Raw genomic sequence first — 21158 nt, 5'->3', positions numbered from 1 at the left:
GGCCTGTTTGTTACATTAAATTCCTTTTATCGGAAGCTCCGGACTTCAGCGGTCAACAATTCGACAGCCCGTCGACACACCGACAACTTCAGCGTCACGCACGCTTTCGTCGGTGCCACCAGTCCGGCAGCACTGCATGGCACCGCCTGCAGGCCGCGCCGCGGCTCATCTTTCAGGAAGGACGTCGCAGCACCCATGTGGCGCAGCCGACCAGTATCGCTGCGACGATCAGCGCAAGGACCCAACTCGGCCGCACCGCCCAGCAAAACAGGCCGAAGCCAACGGCCATCCCGAGCCAGGAGGCGAGCTTGGCATGGCGGGGCACGGCCCCGCGCTCGCGCCAGGCAACCAAAGCCGGCCCGAAGCGCGGATGCCGCAACAGCCATAGCTCAAGCCGAGGGGACGAACGTGCGAAACAGGGGAGCGCCAGGATCAGGAAATCGGTAGTCGGCAACAGCGGGATGAACACGCCGATGAAGCCGATTCCTACCAGCACGAGGCCCAGGCACAGCCACGCAATGCGCGCGCTTCGCCCCCGCCGCAGCAGTGTCACCTCCGCGGCCGGCGGTTGTTCAGTCACCGGTGGGTGCCCGTTCGCCGCAGTCCTGTTCCATGCGGCTCTCCCTTCCCACGACGTATCCTGTCGACGATAGCCAGCGGCAGCCGGCCGGGAAAGCGTTGCCCCCTCAAAGCAGCGCCACGAGCGACAGCAGCAGGGCCGTCGTCGCCGCGTTCAGTGCCATGGCCATGCCTGCGAAGGTGCCGGCGGTCTCGCTCACCTGAAAGGCGCGGGCGGTGCCCAGGCCGTGGGCAGTGACACCGACTGCAAAGCCGCGCGCGCGCTGGTCCGTGATCTTCAGCCAATTGAGGAGCGGCGTTGCGACCATGGCGCCGAGGATGCCGGTGATCAGGATCGCAACGGCGGCCAGCGCGGGAATGCCGCCGATGCCTTCCGCGATCGCCATCCCCACGGGCGTCGTCGCCGAATGCGGCGCCAGCGTGGCCAACACCGCCGGCGAGGCGCCGAATGCCCAGGCGATCGTGACGGCGCTCACGATCGCCGTCACGGAGCCGGCGAGCAGGGCGGCCAACACCGCCTTGGCCGACTGGCGCACCAGCGGCCAATTGCGCCACAGCGGCACGGCCAGGGATACCGTAGCGGGACCGAGCAGGAAGGTGAGCGTCGCCGTTCCTTGCGCATAGGTCCGATACGGCGTGCCCGTCGCGTACAGGATGACCGCCAGCACCGGCACCGACATCAGCACCGGATGGGCGAGCGGGTGGCGGTTGCTGCGACGCGAGATCCTGTCCGCGCCCTCGAACACCAGCAGCGTGGCTGCGATCCACAGCAACGGCGTCTGGAGCAGGGAGGCAATCCCGCTCATGCGGCGATCTCGTCGCGGGCGGAGACCCAGCGGAACACGAAGGCGGTGACCGCGATGGTCAGCAATGTCGCGACCACGCAGGCGACGACGATCCCCACGCCATCGCGCGCGAGCGCCGGCCCCTCGTCGATCAGCCCCATGGTCGCTGGCACGAACAGCACCGCGAAATGCCCGATCAGCCAGGTTGCGACCGCCTTCAGCTCTACCCGCTCGCCGGGGCGGAGTTTCAGCCAAGCGAACAGCAGGAACATGCCGAGCACAGGACCCGGCAGGGGCACGCCAAGTCCGCGGTTCAGCGCTTCGCCAAGGAGTTGGCAGAACAGCAGCAGGGCAATCGCGGCGATCATCGGGTGTCCATGGGTGAGGGCAGGCCTCCCTGCGCTGAAGCACAGCGTCCGAGCGAAGTACATCCGGCACCGGAGGGTAGCCGCGGCGCGGGAAACCGCTGCTCGACCCGGCTCTCAACCCCCGCCTCCTCAGGAACGCTGTGGAGGAAGCGCCGGGGAGGCGGGGAGCGCGTGCTAAGCCTCAGTCGCGCCGCTCGCGCCGCCGCCACAGCATGGTCCCGACCACGCCGCCCACCGCCGCTGCCGCGACGGCACCCGCCGCATAGAGCGCGGTCGGCGTCGGCGCCTCGTGCCCAGGGCGCAGCCGGCGCAGCAACCCGCCGCGGTTCGACAGCGCTTCGAACATCTCGTCGGGGCCTTCGGGGTCGAGTACCTCGTTGTCGGCCAGCCACTTCTCCACGCTGTTGAGGTCCGGATCCTGATAGGGGCGCAGGCGGCGTCCGGTGGCGGGGCTCAGGCTCTCGATCGCCGCGATCAGCGAACCGGTTTCGGCCATGCGCCGGGCGACGACCTCCGGCTCGGTGGCGGTATGCTCGGCCACCAGCGCATGGGCGACGTTGGCGATCGCCGGGGCCGCATGGGTGTTCGCCGGCCGCGTCGAATCGATCGTCACGTCGCATTCGGTGTCGAGCCGCATCGACCGGTTGTTGAAGTTGGACGATCCCACCCGCAGGATCTCGCCGTCGGTGACGGTTACCTTCGCGTGGATGTAGATCGGCTCGCCCGCCTCGTTTTCGGCATGGTAGAAGCGGAAGCGGCCGTAGCGATCGCGTCGGCGCAGCGCCCCAATCAGCCGCGCCCGCGCGGTATCCATCGCGATCGGCTCCAGCCAGCCCTGGGCGCTGACTGGGTTGACGATCACGATCTCAGGCCCCTCGGGCTCGTCCAGGCGCCGGGCGATCGCCTCGGCGATCTTGCGCGACGCGAAATACTGGCTCTCGGCATAGATCCAGCGTTCTGCACGCGCGATCAGGTCCAGATAGAGCGCCTCGATCTCGCGCACCGGCGGCTGGCCCGGCATCTCCGGCGACGAGCGGGAGATCGCGACCTCGACCTCGGTGAAGGTCGCGTCCAGCCCGTCCGGCCAGGGCGGGCTCACGTTTTCGGCCGGCTCGGGCAGCCTCTGGCCGCCCGCCAACTGCCAGCGGGTGCGACACAATTCACCCAGTGCCTTTGCCACCGGCCCGGCGAGCGCCGTGGTCGCATCGTGCCAGGGTCCGTAGGGAGTGCCATCGGGCTCGATGCGCGCAGGCTCGTCCGCGCGGTGGTCGCGCGTGTCCCAGCGGTCGGCCGTCATGTCGATGCCTCCGCAAAAGGCGAGGCAATCGTCGATGACGACGATCTTCTGGTGGTGGGAGGCGGCCGGGGGATGAAATCCGTCGAGCTTGGCGGTGATGCGCGGGTGCGCCATCCAGCGCAGGATCGTGAGGATGGTGCTGCCCCGGAACAGGGACTTGATGGCGCCGGTGTCCCAACGCAGGATGTGGACGTGCAGGCCTTTGCGGGCCTCCACCAGCCACTCCAGGAACGCGCCCACGCGCGCTGGAGCCTCGTCCTCTTCTTCGGTCACCAACTTGATGCGCCCGTCGAAGTCCCAGCCGATCAGCAGCAACTGCTGTTCCGCCCTGCGCATCGCCGCGCGCGCCAGCCGGAAATAAGCGTCGGCATCGATGATGACGGCGGCGCGGGTCGCCTTCTCGATCCGCCAGCAGTTACGACCCGGTTCGAGCGGGGGAGAAAGCCTGGCCATCGGTTCTACAGGATCTCGCGGATCGCTTCGGGCGGGCGGCCCAGCCGGACGCCCTTCTCGGTCTCCACCAGCGGTCGCTCGATCAGGATGGGGTGCGCGGCCATGGCGTCCAGGATGGCCTCGTCGGAGGCACCGGCGAGCCCCTGTTCCTTGGCGATCGACTCGCCTTTGCGCAGCCCCTGTGCGGGCGTGATCCCAGCGCGCGCATAAAGCGCGGCGAGCGCTTCTCGGCTCGGCGGCGTCTTCAGATATTCGACCACCTCCACGTCCACGCCCGGCGTGTCGCTGAGGATGGCGAGCGCCTCGCGTGACTTGGAGCAGCGGGGATTGTGCCAGATGGTCGCCTTCAATGCGTTCTTCCCTGCTGCTGAGTGGACGGGCGGTAGAGGGGCGGGACCGGCGCGGGGAACTTCCATGCGCCGGCCCGGCCCGCGATCATGCGACCGGCTGCTTGGCCAGCCATTCCTCCAGCCACTTGATCGTATACGCCCCCTCCCGGAACTCGGGGTCGTCGAGCAGTGCCTGGTGGAGCGGGATGGTGGTCTTCATTCCCTCGATCACGAACTCGTCGAGCGCACGCTGCAGGCGCAGCAGGCATCCCTCGCGGGTACGGCCATAGACGATCAGCTTGGCGATCATGCTGTCGTAGTAGGGCGGTACCTTGTAGCCGGCATAGAGGCCGCTATCGACGCGGACGTGCATGCCGCCCGGCACGTGATAGGCCGCGACCTTGCCCGGGGAGGGGGTGAAGGTGCGCGGATCCTCGGCATTGATGCGGCATTCGATCGCATGGCCGCGGAACTCGATCTCGTCCTGCTGGACCGACAGCGGGTGCCCCTCGGCGACGCGGATCTGCTCGCGCACCAGGTCGACGCCGGTGATCATCTCCGTCACCGGATGCTCCACCTGCAGGCGGGTGTTCATCTCGATGAAGTAGAACTCGCCGTCTTCCCACAGGAACTCGATCGTGCCGGCGCCGCGATAGCCCATGTCGGCCATCGCCTTGGCGACGATCGCGCCCATGCGGTCGCGTTCCTCGGTCGACAGGATCGGGGAGGGGGCTTCCTCCAGCACCTTCTGGTGGCGCCGCTGCAGCGAGCAGTCGCGCTCGCCCAGGTGGATGGCGTTGCCGTTGCCGTCGCCGAACACCTGGAATTCGATGTGCCTGGGATTGCCCAGATACTTTTCCATGTACACGGTCGCGTCGCCGAACGCGGCCTTCGCCTCCGTGCCGGCCTGCTGCATCAGCGTTTCAAGCTGGTCGGGGCTGGTGCACACCTTCATGCCGCGGCCGCCGCCGCCCGATGCCGCCTTGATGATGACGGGATAGCCGATCTGTTCGGCCAGCGCCTGTGCCTCGGCCAGGTCGCTGATCGCGCCGTCGGAGCCCGGCACCAGCGGCAGCCCCAGGGCGCCCGCGGTACGCTTCGCCTCGACCTTGTCGCCCATCGTCCGGATGTGCTCGGGCTTGGGGCCCACGAAGATCAGGTTATGCGACTCGACGATCTCGGCGAACTTGGCGTTCTCCGACAGGAAGCCATAGCCCGGGTGGATCGCGTCCGCGCCCGTCACCTCGGCAGCCGAGATGATGTTGGGGATGTTGAGGTAGCTCTCGGCCGCGGACGGCGGGCCGATGCACACCGCCTCGTCCGCCAGCCGCACGTGCATCGCGTCGGCGTCGGCGGTCGAATGGACCGCCACCGTCTTGATCCCCATTTCGTGGCAGGCGCGATGGATGCGGAGCGCAATTTCGCCGCGATTGGCGATCAGCAGCTTCTTGATCTCGGCCACGGGCTTACTCGACGACGACGAGCGGCTGGTCGAATTCGACCGGCTGGCCGTTGGAGACGAGCACGGCGGTGACGGTACCGGCGGCCGTCGCCTGGATCGGGTTCATGACCTTCATCGCTTCGATGATGACCAGCGTGTCGCCGGCCGCAACCTTCTGGCCGACCGAGACGAACGGCTTCGCGCCCGGCTCCGCGGCCACGTACACGGTGCCGACCATCGGCGACTTGACCGCATCGGCGGTCGCGGTCGGTGCCGAGCCGCCGGCTTCGGCCGGGGCGGCTGCGGGCGACGCGGGTGCACCCGCCATCGGCGCCGGTTGCGGGGCATAGCCCTGCGGCATCGCCATCGGCATCTGCGCGACCGGCGCTGCCTTGCGCGCGACGCGAACCTTGCGGCTGCCGTCCTCCACCTCGATCTCGGTCAGCTGAGTCTGGTCGAGCACTTCCGCCAGCTGGCGCACCAGCTCGATGTCGATCGCCATGGTGGCGGGTTGCGTATCTTCTGCCATGTGACCCCCAAGGGAAAAACCGGGCTCCTGTCAGATGCGCGCGGCGGCTTCAAGCGCCAGCAGGTAGGAAAGCGCCCCGAATCCGGCGATGGTTCCCTTTGCCGCCTGTCCGATCAGGCTGGTGTGGCGAAAGCTCTCCCGTCGATGGGGGTTCGACAGGTGCACCTCGATCACCGGCGTCTTCACCGATTTGATCGCGTCGTGCAGCGCCACCGACGTGTGGGTGAAGCCGCCCGCGTTCAGCAGCACGGCGCGCGCCTGCTGCGCCTGCGCCTCGTGCAGCCAGTCGATCAGATGGCCTTCGTGGTTCGACTGGCGCAGGTCGATCTCCAGGTCGAGCTCGCGGGCGCGATCCTCCAGCATGCCGGCGATGTCGTCCAGCGTGTCGTGGCCGTAGATCTCGGGCTCGCGCAGCCCCAGCAGGTTCAGATTGGGGCCGTTGAGGACGAAGACGGTTGCGGGGACGGTGTCGGCCATGCGCTGCCTTTCGGTTGCGGGCCGGGATGCCGGCACCCTATATGCCCGGCCATAGCCGCGAGCGCCGAACGAAGTCGAGACGCGCCGCAACTCCGACGACAGCCAAGGCGAACCCGAATGCACAATGACGGCACCATCTCCATCATCGTCAACGGCGAGCACAAGCGCGTCCGCGCCGGCCAGACCATTGCCGAGCTGGCCGCCGAGATCGGGCTGGTTCCGGAAAAGGTCGCGGTCGAGCGCAACCTGGAGGTGGTGCCCCGCTCCACGCTGCATGAGACCAAGCTCCACGACGGCGACGAGCTGGAGATCGTCCACTTCGTCGGCGGCGGCGACCATGGGGTGGCGGTGGACGAGGACCGCTGGGAGGTCGCGGGCAAGCGCTTCCGCTCGCGGCTGATCGTCGGCACCGGCAAGTACAAGGACATGGCGCAGAACGCCGCCGCAGTCGAAGCCTCGGGCGCGGAGATCGTCACCGTCGCCGTTCGCCGGGTGAACGTCACCGATCCGAAGGCGCCGATGCTGACCGACTATATCGATCCCAAGAAGATCACCTATCTGCCCAACACCGCTGGCTGCTTCACGGCCGAGGACGCGATCCGCACACTGCGGCTGGCGCGCGAGGCGGGCGGCTGGGAGCTGGTGAAGCTGGAGGTGCTGGGCGAGGCCCGCACCCTCTACCCTGACATGGTCGAGACGCTGCGCGCGACCGAGATCCTGGCTAAGGAAGGCTTCAAGCCGATGGTCTATTGTGTGGACGATCCCATCGCCGCCAAGCGGCTGGAGGATGTTGGCGCGGTGGCGATCATGCCGCTAGGCGCGCCGATCGGCTCGGGACTGGGCATCCAGAACAAAGTCACGATCCGCCTGATCGTGGAGGGCGCCAAGGTGCCGGTGCTGGTCGATGCGGGCGTCGGCACCGCGTCGGACGCGGCGGCAGCGATGGAGCTCGGCTGCGACGGCGTGCTGATGAACACGGCCATTGCCGAAGCCAAGGACCCGATCCTGATGGCGCACGCGATGCGCGCTGCGGTGGAGGCGGGGCGGCTCGCCTATCGCGCCGGCCGCATGGGCAAGCGCCGCTATGCCGATCCCTCCAGCCCGCTCGCCGGACTGATCTAAAGCAAGTCCTGGTGCTGGATCGTGGAACCGCAATCGGCTCCACCCGTTCTTCTTCCCGATGGCTGAACGGCGCGCTTCCCGCTGCTGCCGCGGCCACCGAGAGGAGATCGATCATGGGTGAACTCACCGACAAGATCAAAGGCAACGTCAACGAAGCGCTCGGCAAGGCGAAGCAGCAGAGCAACGATCCGGCCACCCGCGACGAGGGCGCGGCGCAGGAAGGCAAGGGCAAGGTTCAGCAGTTCGCCGGCAAGGTGAAGGGCGCCCTCGGCGACGACATCTGAGCGATCCAGAGTTCCGCGAGAGCGGAGGCATCGGGCCGTCTCGGGAGACCGGGGCGGCCCTTTTTGCACGCGTGGCTTAATCGGCGACCTGAACGCAGTTCCGACCTGATGCCTTTGCGCGGTAGAGCGCCTCGTCCGCACGGTTCAGGATGGTGGCCGGATCGCTTTCTGGATCAATCGCCACCAAGCCGATGCTGGCGGTGACTCTGGGGCCCTCGATCTCGAGCATCGCACTCGGCAGTTCCACCTCCAGCTGCTCGACGGCGTGGCGCAGGCGCTCGCATGCCGCCTGGGCCTCCTCCGGACTGATCCCCACGAGCAGAATGGCGAACTCTTCACCGCCGATGCGCGCGAGGCAGTGCCTTCGATCGATCGTCGCGGCGGTGATGCGCGCGAATGCCTGGAGCGCCAGATCGCCGACCGCATGGCCGAAGCGGTCGTTGACGGACTTGAAGTGATCCAGGTCGACCAGCGCGACGCTGCCTTGGCTGCTTCCGACTCGGCAATGCTCGATCTGATTGCGCAATCGCTGGAGGAAGCTCCGCCGGTTGACGAGACCGGTCAGCGGATCGGTACTTGCCGCGATCTCGAGCGCCAGTTCCGTCGCCTTTCGCGCGGAGATGTCGCGCAGGACCACGATCAATCCCTGCCCGGCGGTGCCGCCCAGGCCACGCAGAGCGGCCTCGAACCAAGCCGGTTCCGGGGTCTCGCGCGGACTGCGAAATTGGGCAGTGTGGGCAATGTCGGGATTGGCGAGCGCCTGACGATGCGCGCGCCATAGGACGTGCTGATCCTCCGGATGCACCAGGGTGAAGCCGTGCTGCCCCAGATAATATGCGGCCGGCCGCCCGGCGACCTGGGTGACGGAGGGGGAGGCGTGGAGAATAGTCCCGTCCGGCGCCACTTCCAAGATGACGTCCGCGGATCGATCCGAAAGGAGGCGGAACCGCGCCTCGCTCTGCGAAAGGTCGCGGATCGCTCGGCGATGCTGTTTGAGCAGTGCCGACACCGGCAGCACCAACAGCGCGGCGCAACCGACGTAGAACTGGAAAAAGAGAATGCGGCTGAGCGGTGGGGTCGGAATCGCGTGGATCGGTCCGTGGCCGGTCACCGAGAGCGTGCCGCCAATCGCCACCAGCAGGACGATCGAGCCCGCAGCCCCGATCCGCACATACAGCATCGTGGCTGCCAGCATCGGCAGCATGGGCAGGAACAGCAGCGGAATGTCGTCTTGGAGGAAGACGCCCGCGACCACCACCGCCACCAGTCCCAGCATCGCGACAGGGCCCATCTTCTCCCGCAGCGGCACCTGGAACCAACGTCCGACCTCACCGCGCAGCAGCAGCATGATCAGCGGCGTAAAGGTGATGGTGCCAAGGCCATGGCTTGTGAACCACCGGATTGCGGTTCGCTCCCAACTGGCGTCGGTAAGGAGCGATATCGCCGTTGCAGCGATCACCGCACCGACCAGAGGCCCCAACACCCCCGCGACGAGCAGGAACATGACGACCCCGGCAACCCGATCAAAAAAGTGCCCCTTCCAGCGGCGCAGCAGCCAGGCGGGCAGCGTCGCCTCGGTCATGGTCGCGGCCAATAGTGGGGCGGCCGCAGCCAGCCCCATGCCGAAGCACACCGTGGCGGCAAACATGGCGACCCCGAACGCGGGCAGCAGCCATCGCCATTGCTCCGGCGGCCGCAGCGACAATGCTGCGATGACCAGTCCGGTGTTCGCCCAGATGAAGGCGATGCTCCCATCGAAGCGGGTCAGCACCAGGCTCGCTGTCGAGAGCACCAGCGACGCCAGGCCAAGGCGAGCGACGCTGCTGATCATGCTAGGGGCGGGAAGAGCGGCAATCACAGGGGTTTGCATGGCGTCCGAAGGTTAACAACGACTTTAGGTTCGCGCCTTGCAGGCATTCGCGCAAGCCGTTGCGTGTCGCTGACGATGAAGCTCTGCGGCTCTGGAGGGTCGCTTGACCGCGCTGCCCGCATCCCACTATCGACGGGACGAAGAGAGGTGCCGATGAACAAGCTCTATCCCGATGCGGCCTCGGCGCTCGAGGGGCTACTCCGCAACGACATGCTGATCTGCGCCGGCGGCTTCGGCCTCTCGGGCATCCCCGAACGGCTGATCGACGCGATCGAGGCTTCGGGCGTGACCGGCCTCACCATCGCCAGCAACAACGCCGGCATCGATGGCGTGGGGTTGGGCAAGCTGCTGCGCTCGCGCCAGGTGAAGAAGATGATCTCCTCCTATGTGGGTGAGAACAAGGAGTTCGAGCGCCAGTATCTGTCCGGCGAACTTGAAGTCGAGTTCTGTCCGCAGGGCACGCTTGCCGAGCGCTGCCGCGCGGGCGGGGCGGGCATTCCCGGCTTCTACACCAAGACGGGCGTTGGCACGCAGGTGGCCGAGGGCAAGGAAGTGAAGGTCTTCGACGGGGAGGAGTTTATCCTCGAGCGCGGCATCCGCGCCGACCTGTCGATCATCAAGGGGTGGAAGGCCGATGAGGCCGGCAACCTGGTGTTCCGCAAGACGGCACGCAACTTCAACCAGCCGATGGCGACCGCGGGTCGCATCTGCGTGGCCGAGGTCGAAGAAGTGGTGCCGGTCGGCAGCCTTGATCCCGACTGCATCCACCTGCCAGGCATCTATGTGAAGCGCATGATCGTGGGCGCTCCATATGACAAGAAGATCGAGTTCCGCACCGTGCGGGAGCGTCCCGCGGCATGATGATGTTGCGTGCAGGACATCGGCTCGCGCTGGTCGGCGCAGCGGCCGTTTCGCTGCTGCTGCCGGGCTGCGTCGCGGCCGTGCCGGTGGGCGCTGCGGCCGTGATCGGCAAGAACGTCATGTTCGCCGGCTCAGACGACGACCAGACAAAGGATGCCGAAAAGGCCGCGCGCAAGCAAGCGCGCAAGCTCGAGCGCGAACAGCGCCGCGAGGCCAAGCGCCGCGAAAAGGCCGAGGAGGAAGGCATTCCCCCCGCGCTCCAGGCGATGACGGCACCCGCCCGGCCTAGTTCGCCAGTCGCAGGCACCGTCCCGGCCGGTATGCAGTACCTCTATGGGTCGGGTGAGGCGGCGGCGCTATCGTCCCAAGCCTATCGCGCGCTCGCCCAGCACGTCCGCGCCAGCGCCGACTATCGCCAGGCCGGCATCGAAGTCGCCTCGGTGGTGCTCGCTCCGGGTTCGTCGCTTGCCAGCCCGCACTTCGTGGAATGCGGCGCCAAGCCGCTGGCGATCGTGCTCGACATCGACGAGACCGTGCTCCTCAACCTCGGCTACGAAGCCGATGAGGCAGCGCGTGGCCTTTCCTACGACGACGCGCGCTGGCGCCGCTGGGAAGCGACCGGCGCCGGCAAGGTCGATCCGGTGCCCGGCGCGGTCGAGGCAATCAATGCCGCGCGCAAGGCAGGCGTCGCCGTCGTCTACATCTCGAACCGCACCGCCGCCAACGCACCCGCGACCGCGCGCGCACTGGAAGGGGCGGGGCTCGGCAAGGCGATTCCGGGCGAGACCCTGCTCCTCAAGGAAGAGGGTGCGGGCAGCGGCAAGGATATGCGTCGCGCTCAGGTGGCGGAGACTCATTGCGTCGTGGCACTGGTCGGCGACCAGCTCGGCGACTTCAGCGACCTGTTCTCCGCGGCGGGCATGACGCCTGCGGCTCGCCGCGCAGCTGCCGACGGCATTCAGATCGAGCCGCTCTGGGGTGCAGGCTGGTTCATGCTTCCCAACCCCGTCTATGGCAGCGGCCTCAAGGGGGGCATTGGCGAGGTCTTCCCCGCCAATCGCCGCTGGACCGATCCCGGTGCCGCTGCAGCGGCCGACGCCCCCGCCGGCACGCTCAAGGAGTAACCCCATGCCCTGGACCCGCGACGAGATGGCGGCGCGCGCCGCTCGGGAACTGCAAGACGGCTTCTACGTGAACCTCGGCATCGGCATTCCGACGCTGGTGGCCAACCACATCCCCGAAGGGGTGGAGGTAACCCTCCAGTCCGAAAACGGGATGCTCGGCATCGGCCCCTTTCCCTACGCGGGCGAAGAGGATCCTGACCTCATCAACGCCGGCAAGCAGACCATCTCGGAACTGCCGCAGTCGGTCTATTTCGGCTCGGAACAGAGCTTCGCGATGATCCGCGGCGGCCACATCGACCTGACGGTGCTGGGTGCGATGGAGGTCAGCCAGGACGGCGACATCGCCAACTGGATGATCCCGGGCAAGATGATCAAGGGTATGGGCGGCGCCATGGACCTGGTCGCCGGGGTCAAGAAGATCATCGTCGTGATGGAGCACACCTCCAAGAACGGCGACCCCAAGTTCATCCCGGCCTGTACCCTGCCGCTTACCGGCAAGAACGTGGTCGACATGATCATCACCGACTTGGCCGTCTTCCAGCGCCCCGATCACCAGACCCCCTTCCGGCTGGTCGAATGCGCCCCCGGCGTGTCGGCAGAGGAAGTGCGCGCAAAGACCACCGCGGCCTACGAAGCCTAGTCCCGCATCCCGCGTAAAGGCAGGGATCCACGGCCAAGCAGAACCACGGCGATGGTCTCGCACTGCGGACCGTGTCTGTGCGGGCCACGGCAACTTTACGAGCCTAGCCGTTTGGGCACGATCCTTGCCGAAACCCTTGCGTCCGCGTAAGAAACTGTTACTCGCGCGCCATGGCTAGCCGTCCTCTCACCCTGTACGAAAAGATCTGGGCCGATCACGTCGTGGAACGCCGTGACGACGGCACCTGCCTCGTCTACATCGACCGGCACCTCGTCCATGAGGTGACCAGCCCGCAGGCGTTCGCCGGCCTGCGCGCCGCCGGCCGCCCGGTGCGCCGCCCCGACCTCACGCTCGCGGTGCCGGACCACAATCTCCCGACCACGCCGCGCGTGGACGCCGAAGGCAACCGCCTGCCGATCGCCGACCCCGCCGGTGCGAGCCAACTCGCGGCTCTGGAGCGCAACGCGCCTGAGTTCGGCATCCGCTACATCGACGCGGTCGCCGCCGAACAGGGCATAGTCCATGTCGTGGGCCCGGAGCAGGGCTTCACCTTGCCCGGCACGACGCTGGTCTGCGGCGACAGCCACACCTCGGCGCACGGGGCGCTCGGCGCACTCGCGTTCGGCATCGGCACCAGCGAGGTCGAACATGTGCTCGCCACCCAGACGCTGCTGCTCAAGCAGTCGAAGACGATGGAAGTGCGCATCGAGGGGGCGCTCGGCTTCGGCGTGACGCCCAAGGATGTCGCGCTCGCTATCGTCGGCCGGCTGGGCGCTGCGGGCGGCACCGGCTATGTGCTCGAATATACCGGCAGCGTCATCCGCGACATGTCGATCGAGGGCCGGCTGACCGTGGCCAACATGTCGATTGAGGCGGGTGCGCGATCCGGGCTCATCGCGCCCGACGACAGGACCTTCGCCTATCTCCAGGGCCGCCCGATGGCGCCGAAGGGCGCCGCGTGGGACCAGGCCGTCGCCTATTGGCGCAGTCTCGCGACCGACCGGGGCGCCCAGTACGACGCGATCATCACCATCGACGCGGCCGACATCTCGCCCTCGCTCACCTGGGGCACCAGCCCGGAGGACGTGGTCTCGATCACCGGTGCCGTGCCCGATCCCGACAGCTTCGCCGATCCGGCCAAGCGCACCGCCGCGCGCAAGTCGCTCGACTATATGGGTCTGGAGCCCGGCACGCGGATGGAGGACATCGCGGTCGAGAACATCTTCATCGGCAGCTGCACCAACAGCCGCATCGAGGATCTGCGCGCCGCCGCCGAAGTGCTGCGCGGCCGCCGCATCGCCGCTGGCGTGCGCCAGGCGCTGGTTGTTCCCGGCTCGGGTTTGGTCAAGCGTCAGGCAGAGGCCGAGGGGCTCGACCGCGTGTTTACCGATGCCGGGTTCGAATGGCGCGAGCCGGGTTGTTCGATGTGCTTGGGCATGAATCCGGATCGGGTACCCGCCGGTGAGCGTTGTGCCTCCACGTCCAACCGCAATTTTGTGGGGCGACAGGGGCCCGGCGCGCGTACGCATCTGGTGTCGCCGGTAATGGCGGCGGCGGCGGCGGTGACGGGTCGCCTGACCGATGTACGAAGCTTGATGGGGAAATAAGGGATGAAGCGAGCATTGTTGGCGCTGGTGGCTGGCGCGATCCTGAGCGGCCTTGCCGCTGCCTATGCCGCGAGCGCCGAGCGTTCGCCGTCCAAGCGCGCGGCCCCTTCGGGCAACGCCGCCACGCGCTGATCCGCGCGACCCCGATAAGGCTGATCATGGAACCCGTTACTCGCGTCGAAGGGCGCGCCTATCCCTGGGGCGCGAAGAACATCGACACCGACATCATCATTCCCGCACGCTGGCTGAAGACCACCACGCGCGAGGGGCTGGGGCAGGGCGCGTTCGAATCCGTCCGCGCCGAAGCCGGCAATCTCTTCGATGATCCCCGCTACGCAGGCGCGCCGCTGTTGATCGCGGGCGAGAACTTCGGCTGCGGCTCCAGCCGCGAGCACGCGGCCTGGGCGCTGGGCGACATGGGCGTGAAGGCGGTGATTGCGCCGAGCTTTTCCGACATCTTCTCGGGTAACGCTTTCAAGAACGGTATCGTCGCCGTGGTCTTGCCGCAAGAGGCGGTCGACCGGTTGGTGGAGGTCGCGCGCGACAGTCCCGTCACCGTCGATCTGGAAACGATGACCGTCACAACGCCATTCCAGGATCGCTTCGCGTTCGAGATGGACCCGTTCCGCCGGGCTTGCCTGATGCAGGGCCTGGACGAAATCGGCATCACGCTGGCGCGGGACGAAGCGATCGCGGGGTACGAAGGCAGTGTGGCGCAGGCCCGTCCGTGGCTCAGCGCCACCGCGGGCAACGCACCAGGGCGGGCTGCTGCGGCTTAGCGTCCGGCCGGAAGCGGTCCCACGAGGGTCGCCTCTTGCTCTCGCGAAGCCAGGAGGCAGGGTTCCGCAACCTACCGTCGTGCTCTGCTGAACCCTGGCTTCCCGACCCTGCGCGGCACCGGGGAACCGGACCTCATCGCGCATTCCCCGCGTGTTGGAAGAGGTGGGGTGACAAGGCGCGCGAAAGTCACCGCACACCCTGACCGCAAAGCCTCGCCCGTTGCCTTGCCGCGGCCTGCATCCTATCTGCGAAGCAGTAGATTAGGGGACCAGCATGACTACCTTCGACGACCGCGAGCGCGCGTTCGAAACCAAGTTCGCACGTGACGAGGAAATGGCCTTCCGCGTGACCGCGCGTCGCAATCGCCTGCTGGGCCAGTGGGCGGCCGCGAAGATGAAGCTGACGCCCGAAGAGACCGACGCCTATGCCAAGGCCGTCGTGCAGGCCGACTTCGAGGAAGCTGGCGATGGCGACGTGATCCGCAAGCTGGTCGGCGACCTGACCGCCGCTGGTGTGGCGACCGACGAGGCGACCGTGCGCAAGGCGCTCGACGAACTGACCGTCGAGGCGCGCCGCCAGTTGATCGAGGCACGCTGATCCATGGCGATGGCTGCGGCTGACATCGAAACGCTGATCCGCGCCGGCATTCCCGATGCGGTGGTCGAAATCACCGATCTTGCCGGCGACGGCGACCATTATGCCGCGCGGGTCGTGTCTGAGAGCTTTCGCGGAATGCCGCGCGTGCGCCAGCATCAGGCCGTCTATGCCGCGCTTGGTGGTCGCATGGGGGGCGTGCTGCACGCCCTGCAATTGACCACGGCCGTGCCCGTACAGGAGTGAAGAAATGAGCGAAGACACCAATGCCCGCATCGATCAGCTCGTAAAGGGCAACGAGGTGGTGCTGTTCATGAAGGGCAGTCCGCTGTTCCCGCAGTGCGGTTTCTCCAGCCGGGCGGTCGCCATCCTCAACCATCTCGGCGTCGAGTTCGAGAGCGTCGACGTGTTGCAGGATCAGGGCATCCGCCAGGGCATCAAGGCCTATTCGGACTGGCCCACCATTCCCCAGCTCTACGTCCATGGCGAGTTCGTCGGCGGCTCGGACATCATGATGGAAATGTACGAGAGCGGTGAGCTCGCCCAGATGTTCGGCGGCGAACAGCCGACTGCTGCCTGACTCATTCGACGTCCGCTTCCAGGCGGGAGCGGACGTCGCGGCCACCCGCGCTCGGCCGCTTGCGCAATCGCAGGCCTGCCGCTGGCGTGGCGCCTGTCGGCGCCGGGCGCACATTGTATTCCGGCGTGATGACGCCGTTCGATCCACGTTTGCCGGTGTCAGCGCGGGGCATTCCACCCGCTCTCTGCGGTGTTGCAAATGCACCCGCACCGCCTGCGAGCACCGAAAGCCGAACGCGGCACAGTCGCCGGGGCGGTTCTTTGATCATGCGGCATGGGTACCGGGTGGGCGAACCGACGCCAGTGGAGTGCGCCGGCTCGCCCGTTGAAGCGCGCAATCGCGCGGTACGACCAAGAATATGCAGGGGACGTGCCAGAAGGCCAGACCCACGCGGATCCGCGGTGGGTGCTGGTTAACGGCGCGCGAGGAGCAGGCGCTCCTGTAAGGAAAACCGACGCCGCGGAGAGCGGCTCGTTTCCGTCAGTGCCTCTTCAACGCACGGTCCGCCGGAGCGATCCGACACCTATTGACTACAGATGTAAATGGGTGGACTACATGCGTAGTCAGGAGTCGCGGAATGCCCGAACGAATCAGTGATGCCGAACATGTCGTGATGGAGGTGCTGTGGGACGAAAGCCCGCTCACCGCGCAGGAGGTGGTCGAACGGGTGCCGGAAGACCGCGCCTGGAGCGCCAACACGGTCAAGACGCTTCTTGGTCGCCTGCTCGCCAAGGAAGCCGTCGCGCATGAAGAGGACGGTCGCCGCTATCGCTACCGACCGCTCGTCGCCCGCGAGGACTATGTCGTGGGTGAGTCGCAGCGGCTGATCGACCGTCTGTTCGGCGGCAGCCTTACGCCCCTGGTGGCGCACCTCGCGCGTCGCGACCAGCTCAGCAACCGCGAGATCGAGGAGATCGAGTCCTTACTTAAGGAGCTCAAGCAATGATTGGATGGGCGGTAGAGACGCTGATCGCGTCGACGTTGCTGATGCTGCTGGTGCTGGTGCTGCGCGCGCCGACGCGCCGCGCTTTCGGCCCCAGTGTCGCATATGCGCTGTGGCTGTTGCCCGCGATTCGCATGGCCCTGCCGCCGCTCCCGTCGCCATTGCGGCTGGTGGAGACCAGTCCCATCGGCGCGCCGATCCCGCCGGGAGCCCTGATGCTGATGCAGCCGGTGGCGGCGATCCCGGCGGTGCCGCAGGGATGGGGGATGGCCGATGTGCCGGGCCTGGCCGTGCTGTTCTGGTTCGCCGGTGCTGCGTTCTTCTTCTGCTGGCACGTGGTGCGCCATGCCCAGTTCTGCCGACGCGTGCTCGCGTCCGGGCGCGGCTATGACGTGGCACAGGGGAGGGTGCGAGTGTTCGAGACGGACGCTGCCTCGGGCCCGCTCGCCTTCGGGGTTTGGCGCCGCTACGTCGCCTTTCCGCGCGACTTTGCCGAACGCTACGACGACCAGGAGCGCACGCTCGCACTCGCGCACGAGCTTGGCCATCACGCCCGCGGCGACCTGCTCGCCAACTGGATCGCGCTCGCGGTGCTCGCCTGCCACTGGTTCGACCCGATCGCCTGGCGCGCCTTTCGCGCCTTTCGCGCCGACCAGGAGATGGCCTGCGATGCGATGGTCCTCGCCCGCGCGCGCCCGGGCGTTCGCCATGCCTATGGTCGCGCGATCGTGAAGTCGGCGCACGGCGGCGCCGTTTCGGCTGCCTGCCACCTCCACACCGTGAACGAGATCAAGGGGAGACTGAAGATGTTGTCCAAGCACCGCAGCGTTTCGCCGTTCCGCCGCGTCGCAGGCTCCGTCGGGATCGCCGGGATCGCGATGGGCGCGCTCGGTCTCACCGCCTCCGGCACCCACGCCGCAGAGACGCTGCGCACCCGCGTGAGCCATACCACCGGGATCGACATCACCCGTATCGAGCTTCCCACGCCGCAGCTTCTCCAAGCTTCGGTCCCCATGCCACCGAGCCCGCCGACTGCACCCGGAGCCCCGCTGCCTCCCGCTGCACCCGCCGCACCCGCCCCGGGCGTCGCCCCCGTGGCGGCGCCGGTGCCACCCGTGCCGCCCACGCCCCCGGTGGTGGTTACGGCCCACCGCGGCGCCGGGGGCGAGCCGGTGTTCGAGAGTAACTGCGGCAACGAGGGGCAGCCCGGCGCCTATGTCATCAATCGCCGCCAGGGTGACCGCACCGTGATGGTGGTCTGTAACGACCGTATCAACGCGACCGTGCAGGCCGCGACTGCGAGCGGTGCCCAAGCCACCGCCGCTGCCGCTTCCGCTCAGGCCGCCGCCAATATTGATGCCGCCGCGATCCAGCGTAACGCGCTCAGCAGCGCGCTCGCCGGACTGCGCGGCACCCGCGCGACCCTTGCCACCAACCCCAACCTCCCCGCCGAGGATCGCAAGGAAGCGCTTGCCGAGATCGACCAGAGCATCGCTGAAATCGAGCACCAGATCGCGCACCCCGAGGTGGATTGATCCGGGAGGACGAGACGCCGCCCATCCGAGGGAGGAGATAGGTACTTCCTCGCTGGGTGGGCCTTTATCACCGATCGCACGACGTGGTCCGCCCCCGATCCGTCCCCGTCGGCTGGCGCGGGTTCCTTGGTCGTCCAACAATTCAGGATCCGCCCCGTATGGGTCTTGAGCAGCGGCATGGCACAACGGCGCTCGGTGACGGTACGCTGATCAGGGGTGAAGGTGGCGAAAAGGGCTGCAACCTCCACCGCGTTGACCGCCTGGCAGCTTCAATGACGGCTCCGCCGAGGAGCCCTCGGGTCTGGGTGCGCCGGCTTCGGATATGCCGCGCAGTGCTAGTTCTACCTGGAGCGCGCGTCGTCCGCCTCCCGTTCGAAGTTCGGACCCTCCGGCGCGAGCGGGTGCGGCAATGCGCCAGCGAGCCGCTTCGCGGCCAGCCGGATGCCGCCCAGCGGGCCATATTGGATGATCCATGCCTTGCGTGGCATCGTGCTGGCGTTGCATCCGGCGCGATGCAGCGTCGTGGGAGTGTGGAGCGTGATGCCCCCGAGCGCCAGTGGACAGGAGATGCTGCCGGCGATCGAGGGTTTGGCCTCCTGACCTGGCCGGCCCGAGGGGCGCAGCACCCTGCGGTGGCGAACCAGTGGCCCCAGATGACTCCCGGCGAGAAAGGTCATGCAGCCGCTTTCCAGCGTCACGTCTTGCAGGGGGATCCAGAAATGCAGCTGTCGGGGCCGTGATCCGCGCCAGAGCGCAAAGGCGGCGTCCTGGTGCCAAGGCGTCGCGGTCCGATTGCGCGCGCCCTTGTAGATCACGTGGTCGAACGATCGCGAGACCGGTCCCGCAAGCCTGCGCGCCAGCGCCGTGCAGCCTCGAAACACCGCGGTCTCCAGCAGGGCAGGCACGAGGGTGGCGGCGTAGTTCAGTTCCAGCTGGTCCCACCCGTCGAGCGCCCGGCCGGAGCCTTCCTCGTGGTGCCCGCCGCCTTCTCGAGGATAGCGTACCAGGAACGGCTGCGCGGCCGGCGACCGGGCTGCCCGCACGAGCGCCCAGTCGAGCAGGCGCTCCACCTCGCGCACCTCGTCGCGGCCGAACATGTTCGGCACCACGGCAAAGCCATCGCGCCGCAGTGACGAGGCTGCCGAGAGAACGGCATCCTCGCCGAGGGAGAGGTTGTCGGAACGCCCGGGTGGACTAGCAAAGACCATCGTGGCTCCCGGACGAAGAACGGAGCGCGAGCTTAGGTGCAGGCAAATGCTGCCGCTATCGGAGATGGCTCGGAAACGGATCGATGTCTGAACCCGAGAGGCGACCCGGCTGAAATCTGCGCAAACCTTGTGCCGCGGGGTTCGAGCGGCCATGTCGGGAGCATGACGCATCCCCCGACCGGTGTTCCGATCGCGCTGGAGCCGTTGGTGCTGCGCGTCCTGGCCCCCAACGCCTCTCCCTACACCCACACGGGCACCCAAAGCTATGCGGTGGGCGGTGGGGACGACGCTGCCGTGATCGATCCCGGTCCGGTCGATCCGTCTCACCTGGATGCCCTGCTTGCCGCTGTAGGTGCGCGACGGCTCGTCGCGATCCTGTGCACCCACACCCATCGTGACCACAGCCCTGGGGCGCGGCCGCTTGCGGAACGAACCGGGGCTCCGATCATCGGCTGCGCGCCGCTGACGATGGACGACGCCGGTCCGCGCGCAGACGCCGCTTTCGACACCGCCTATGCGCCCGATCGGGTGCTCGTCGACGGCGAGAGGGTCTCCGGCAATGGCTGGTCGCTCGTGGCGGTCGAGACGCCCGGCCACACCTCCAACCATCTCGCCTTCGCGCTCCCGGAAAGCGGCGCCTTGTTCAGTGGCGACCATGTCATGGGCTGGTCGACGACCATCGTCTCGCCGCCGGACGGCGACATGGCCGCGTACATGGCAAGTCTCGAGAAGCTGATGGGGCGCTCGGACCGCATCTATTATCCTGGTCACGGCGAGGCGGTAGAGAACCCGCAACGCTTCGTCCGCGGCCTGCTCGGTCATCGCAAGGCGCGCGAGGGGCAGATCCTTCGCCTGCTGGGCGAGGGCATCGGCGCAGTGCCGGCGATGGTCGCACGCATGTATGTCGGGCTCGATACGAAGCTGCTGCCGGCGGCGGAACGCTCGGTGCTAGCGCATCTGATCGACCTTGAGGGTCGCGGCCTTGCGGTGGAGGCAGGCGAATGGCGACGCAGCTGAGGCCGGGCATAGTGCGCACGCTGGTGGCGCTGCTGATCGGCGCGGCGGTGACGCTCGGTGCAGTGCTGGTCTACCAGCGCTACACCGAGGATTATGTCGTGACGCAGGAGGAGGACGGCACCGCCGTCACCCGTCTCATAACCGCACGCCTGTCCGGCGCCTCTAGCCTCAAGGTCGCCGAACTCTCGGGCACGCTCCAGAGCACCGCCACCGACGTGCGGGGCTATGGCGTGCTGAAGTCGAACCAGGTCATCAAGGTGCCTTTCTCCGTCGACTATTTCGTGGATGTCTCGCGGATCGGCGCCGGCGACATCCAGTGGTCCGAGGCGAGCCGCACGCTGATCGTGGACGCACCCGACGTCACCGTCGCCAAGCCCAATGTCGATGAGTCGCAGCGCACCATGGTGCGGACCCAGGGCGTGTTCGTCACCCGCGCCGCCGGCGAGAACCTCGCCCGCCGCACCTCCCAAGCCGCCCAGAGCAAGGCCGGAGCCGAGGCCCGCTCGCCGGAGCGGATGGCCCAGGCGCGCGAAAAGGCCCGCGCCGCACTTGCCCGCCTGCTCGGCGCGCCGCTCGAAAGCATGGGCTATGGCGACGCGCGGGTGCTGGTGACCTTTCCCAATGAACGCCGCTCGAAGGATCCCGAGCGGTGGGATGTCACCGCTCCGATCGATGAGGTGCTCGCCAACCGGCGCTGAACCCCTCCGGCGCTGCCTGCCCATCGCGCGCAGCTAT

The 21158-nt window shown here is 67.6% G+C and carries 25 protein-coding genes; 15 read left to right on the top strand and 10 right to left on the bottom strand.

Annotated elements, in window-relative coordinates; genetic code table 11:
* Positions 1–172: 172 nt before the first annotated feature.
* The 8 genes from EO081_RS16440 to aroQ all read right to left on the bottom strand — a co-directional run bounded on the left by EO081_RS16440 (position 173) and on the right by aroQ (position 6258).
* Entirely contained in the window at positions 173–553 is a 381-nt protein-coding gene (locus EO081_RS16440) for a YbaN family protein (protein ID WP_240697746.1), read from the bottom strand.
* A gap of 133 nt (positions 554–686) precedes the next feature.
* Complete coding sequence (locus tag EO081_RS16435; protein ID WP_129343517.1) at positions 687–1385, bottom strand: LrgB family protein; 699 nt, start codon at positions 1383–1385, stop codon at positions 687–689.
* Positions 1382–1732: a CidA/LrgA family protein gene (locus EO081_RS16430; RefSeq protein WP_129343516.1), complete on the bottom strand. Its 351-nt coding sequence runs from the start codon at positions 1730–1732 to the stop codon at positions 1382–1384. Before EO081_RS16430 ends, EO081_RS16435 begins: the two co-directional genes overlap by 4 nt.
* Positions 1733–1913: 181 nt before the next feature.
* On the bottom strand, positions 1914–3482 hold the full coding sequence (locus tag EO081_RS16425) for a phospholipase D-like domain-containing protein (protein ID WP_129343515.1): 1569 nt from the start codon (positions 3480–3482) through the stop codon (positions 1914–1916).
* 5 nt (positions 3483–3487) lie between these two features.
* A complete protein-coding gene (arsC, locus tag EO081_RS16420; protein ID WP_129343514.1) occupies positions 3488–3832 on the bottom strand; it encodes an arsenate reductase (glutaredoxin) in 345 nt (114 codons plus the stop codon).
* An 85-nt stretch (positions 3833–3917) separates the two neighbouring features.
* Positions 3918–5273 (bottom strand): acetyl-CoA carboxylase biotin carboxylase subunit, encoded by a 1356-nt coding sequence (accC, locus tag EO081_RS16415; protein ID WP_129343513.1) that lies wholly within the window; start codon positions 5271–5273, stop codon positions 3918–3920.
* A gap of 4 nt (positions 5274–5277) precedes the next feature.
* The gene (accB, locus tag EO081_RS16410; protein ID WP_129343512.1) at positions 5278–5781 is read right to left on the bottom strand and encodes an acetyl-CoA carboxylase biotin carboxyl carrier protein; all 504 of its coding nucleotides are present in this window, start codon (positions 5779–5781) and stop codon (positions 5278–5280) included.
* A gap of 30 nt (positions 5782–5811) precedes the next feature.
* Positions 5812–6258: a type II 3-dehydroquinate dehydratase gene (gene aroQ / locus EO081_RS16405; protein WP_129343511.1), complete on the bottom strand. Its 447-nt coding sequence runs from the start codon at positions 6256–6258 to the stop codon at positions 5812–5814.
* Between the two features lie 117 nt (positions 6259–6375).
* Between aroQ and thiS the strand changes: the two genes are divergently transcribed.
* A complete protein-coding gene (gene thiS / locus EO081_RS16400) occupies positions 6376–7380 on the top strand; it encodes a sulfur carrier protein ThiS (RefSeq protein WP_129343510.1) in 1005 nt (334 codons plus the stop codon).
* 113 nt (positions 7381–7493) lie between these two features.
* On the top strand, positions 7494–7664 hold the full coding sequence (locus tag EO081_RS16395) for a CsbD family protein (RefSeq protein ID WP_129343509.1): 171 nt from the start codon (positions 7494–7496) through the stop codon (positions 7662–7664).
* Between the two features lie 76 nt (positions 7665–7740).
* Here EO081_RS16395 and EO081_RS16390 read toward each other — a convergent pair whose 3' ends face one another.
* The gene (locus tag EO081_RS16390; RefSeq protein WP_165284667.1) at positions 7741–9495 is read right to left on the bottom strand and encodes a sensor domain-containing diguanylate cyclase; all 1755 of its coding nucleotides are present in this window, start codon (positions 9493–9495) and stop codon (positions 7741–7743) included.
* Between the two features lie 192 nt (positions 9496–9687).
* Here EO081_RS16390 and EO081_RS16385 point away from each other — a divergent pair, with 192 nt between their 5' ends.
* From EO081_RS16385 to EO081_RS16340, 11 genes are all read left to right on the top strand, one after another.
* Positions 9688–10395: a CoA transferase subunit A gene (locus EO081_RS16385; protein ID WP_129343507.1), complete on the top strand. Its 708-nt coding sequence runs from the start codon at positions 9688–9690 to the stop codon at positions 10393–10395.
* Entirely contained in the window at positions 10392–11519 is a 1128-nt protein-coding gene (locus EO081_RS16380) for a 5'-nucleotidase, lipoprotein e(P4) family (RefSeq protein WP_240697745.1), read from the top strand. The genes EO081_RS16385 and EO081_RS16380 overlap by 4 nt, the downstream gene beginning before the upstream one ends.
* Before the next feature lie 4 nt (positions 11520–11523).
* Entirely contained in the window at positions 11524–12159 is a 636-nt protein-coding gene (locus tag EO081_RS16375; protein WP_129343506.1) for a CoA transferase subunit B, read from the top strand.
* A gap of 170 nt (positions 12160–12329) precedes the next feature.
* Positions 12330–13766 carry a 3-isopropylmalate dehydratase large subunit gene (gene leuC / locus EO081_RS16370; RefSeq protein WP_129343505.1) on the top strand — a complete coding sequence of 479 codons (1437 nt, stop codon included), beginning with the start codon at positions 12330–12332 and terminating at the stop codon, positions 13764–13766.
* A gap of 3 nt (positions 13767–13769) precedes the next feature.
* Positions 13770–13898, top strand: coding sequence for a hypothetical protein (locus EO081_RS17225; RefSeq protein WP_260154230.1), 129 nt, complete (start codon positions 13770–13772; stop codon positions 13896–13898).
* A gap of 26 nt (positions 13899–13924) precedes the next feature.
* Positions 13925–14545 (top strand): 3-isopropylmalate dehydratase small subunit, encoded by a 621-nt coding sequence (gene leuD, locus EO081_RS16365; RefSeq protein WP_129343504.1) that lies wholly within the window; start codon positions 13925–13927, stop codon positions 14543–14545.
* A gap of 274 nt (positions 14546–14819) precedes the next feature.
* Positions 14820–15143: a DUF1476 domain-containing protein gene (locus EO081_RS16360; protein ID WP_129343503.1), complete on the top strand. Its 324-nt coding sequence runs from the start codon at positions 14820–14822 to the stop codon at positions 15141–15143.
* 3 nt (positions 15144–15146) lie between these two features.
* Entirely contained in the window at positions 15147–15386 is a 240-nt protein-coding gene (locus EO081_RS16355) for a BolA/IbaG family iron-sulfur metabolism protein (RefSeq protein WP_129343502.1), read from the top strand.
* A 4-nt stretch (positions 15387–15390) separates the two neighbouring features.
* The gene (gene grxD, locus EO081_RS16350) at positions 15391–15720 is read left to right on the top strand and encodes a Grx4 family monothiol glutaredoxin (RefSeq protein WP_129343501.1); all 330 of its coding nucleotides are present in this window, start codon (positions 15391–15393) and stop codon (positions 15718–15720) included.
* Positions 15721–16297: 577 nt separating this feature from the next.
* Positions 16298–16666, top strand: coding sequence for a BlaI/MecI/CopY family transcriptional regulator (locus EO081_RS16345; protein WP_129343500.1), 369 nt, complete (start codon positions 16298–16300; stop codon positions 16664–16666).
* A complete protein-coding gene (locus tag EO081_RS16340; RefSeq protein WP_129343499.1) occupies positions 16663–18198 on the top strand; it encodes a M56 family metallopeptidase in 1536 nt (511 codons plus the stop codon). Before EO081_RS16345 ends, EO081_RS16340 begins: the two co-directional genes overlap by 4 nt.
* Positions 18199–18539: 341 nt before the next feature.
* On the opposite strand, the gene EO081_RS16335 is transcribed toward EO081_RS16340, so the two are convergent.
* Positions 18540–19406 carry a phytanoyl-CoA dioxygenase family protein gene (locus tag EO081_RS16335; RefSeq protein ID WP_260154227.1) on the bottom strand — a complete coding sequence of 289 codons (867 nt, stop codon included), beginning with the start codon at positions 19404–19406 and terminating at the stop codon, positions 18540–18542.
* A gap of 162 nt (positions 19407–19568) precedes the next feature.
* Here EO081_RS16335 and EO081_RS16330 point away from each other — a divergent pair, with 162 nt between their 5' ends.
* Both EO081_RS16330 and EO081_RS16325 read left to right on the top strand, forming a co-directional pair.
* The gene (locus tag EO081_RS16330) at positions 19569–20423 is read left to right on the top strand and encodes an MBL fold metallo-hydrolase (protein WP_129343497.1); all 855 of its coding nucleotides are present in this window, start codon (positions 19569–19571) and stop codon (positions 20421–20423) included.
* Complete coding sequence (locus EO081_RS16325) at positions 20408–21121, top strand: DUF4230 domain-containing protein (protein ID WP_129343496.1); 714 nt, start codon at positions 20408–20410, stop codon at positions 21119–21121. The genes EO081_RS16330 and EO081_RS16325 overlap by 16 nt, the downstream gene beginning before the upstream one ends.
* Positions 21122–21158 lie beyond the last annotated feature (37 nt).

Origin of the sequence: Sphingomonas desiccabilis, from assembly GCF_004135605.1 — a bacterium.
Classification (GTDB): Bacteria; Pseudomonadota; Alphaproteobacteria; order Sphingomonadales; family Sphingomonadaceae; genus Sphingomonas; species Sphingomonas desiccabilis.
Note: the sequence above shows the minus strand (reverse complement) of the source record. Positions and strands in the feature narration are given on the sequence as shown.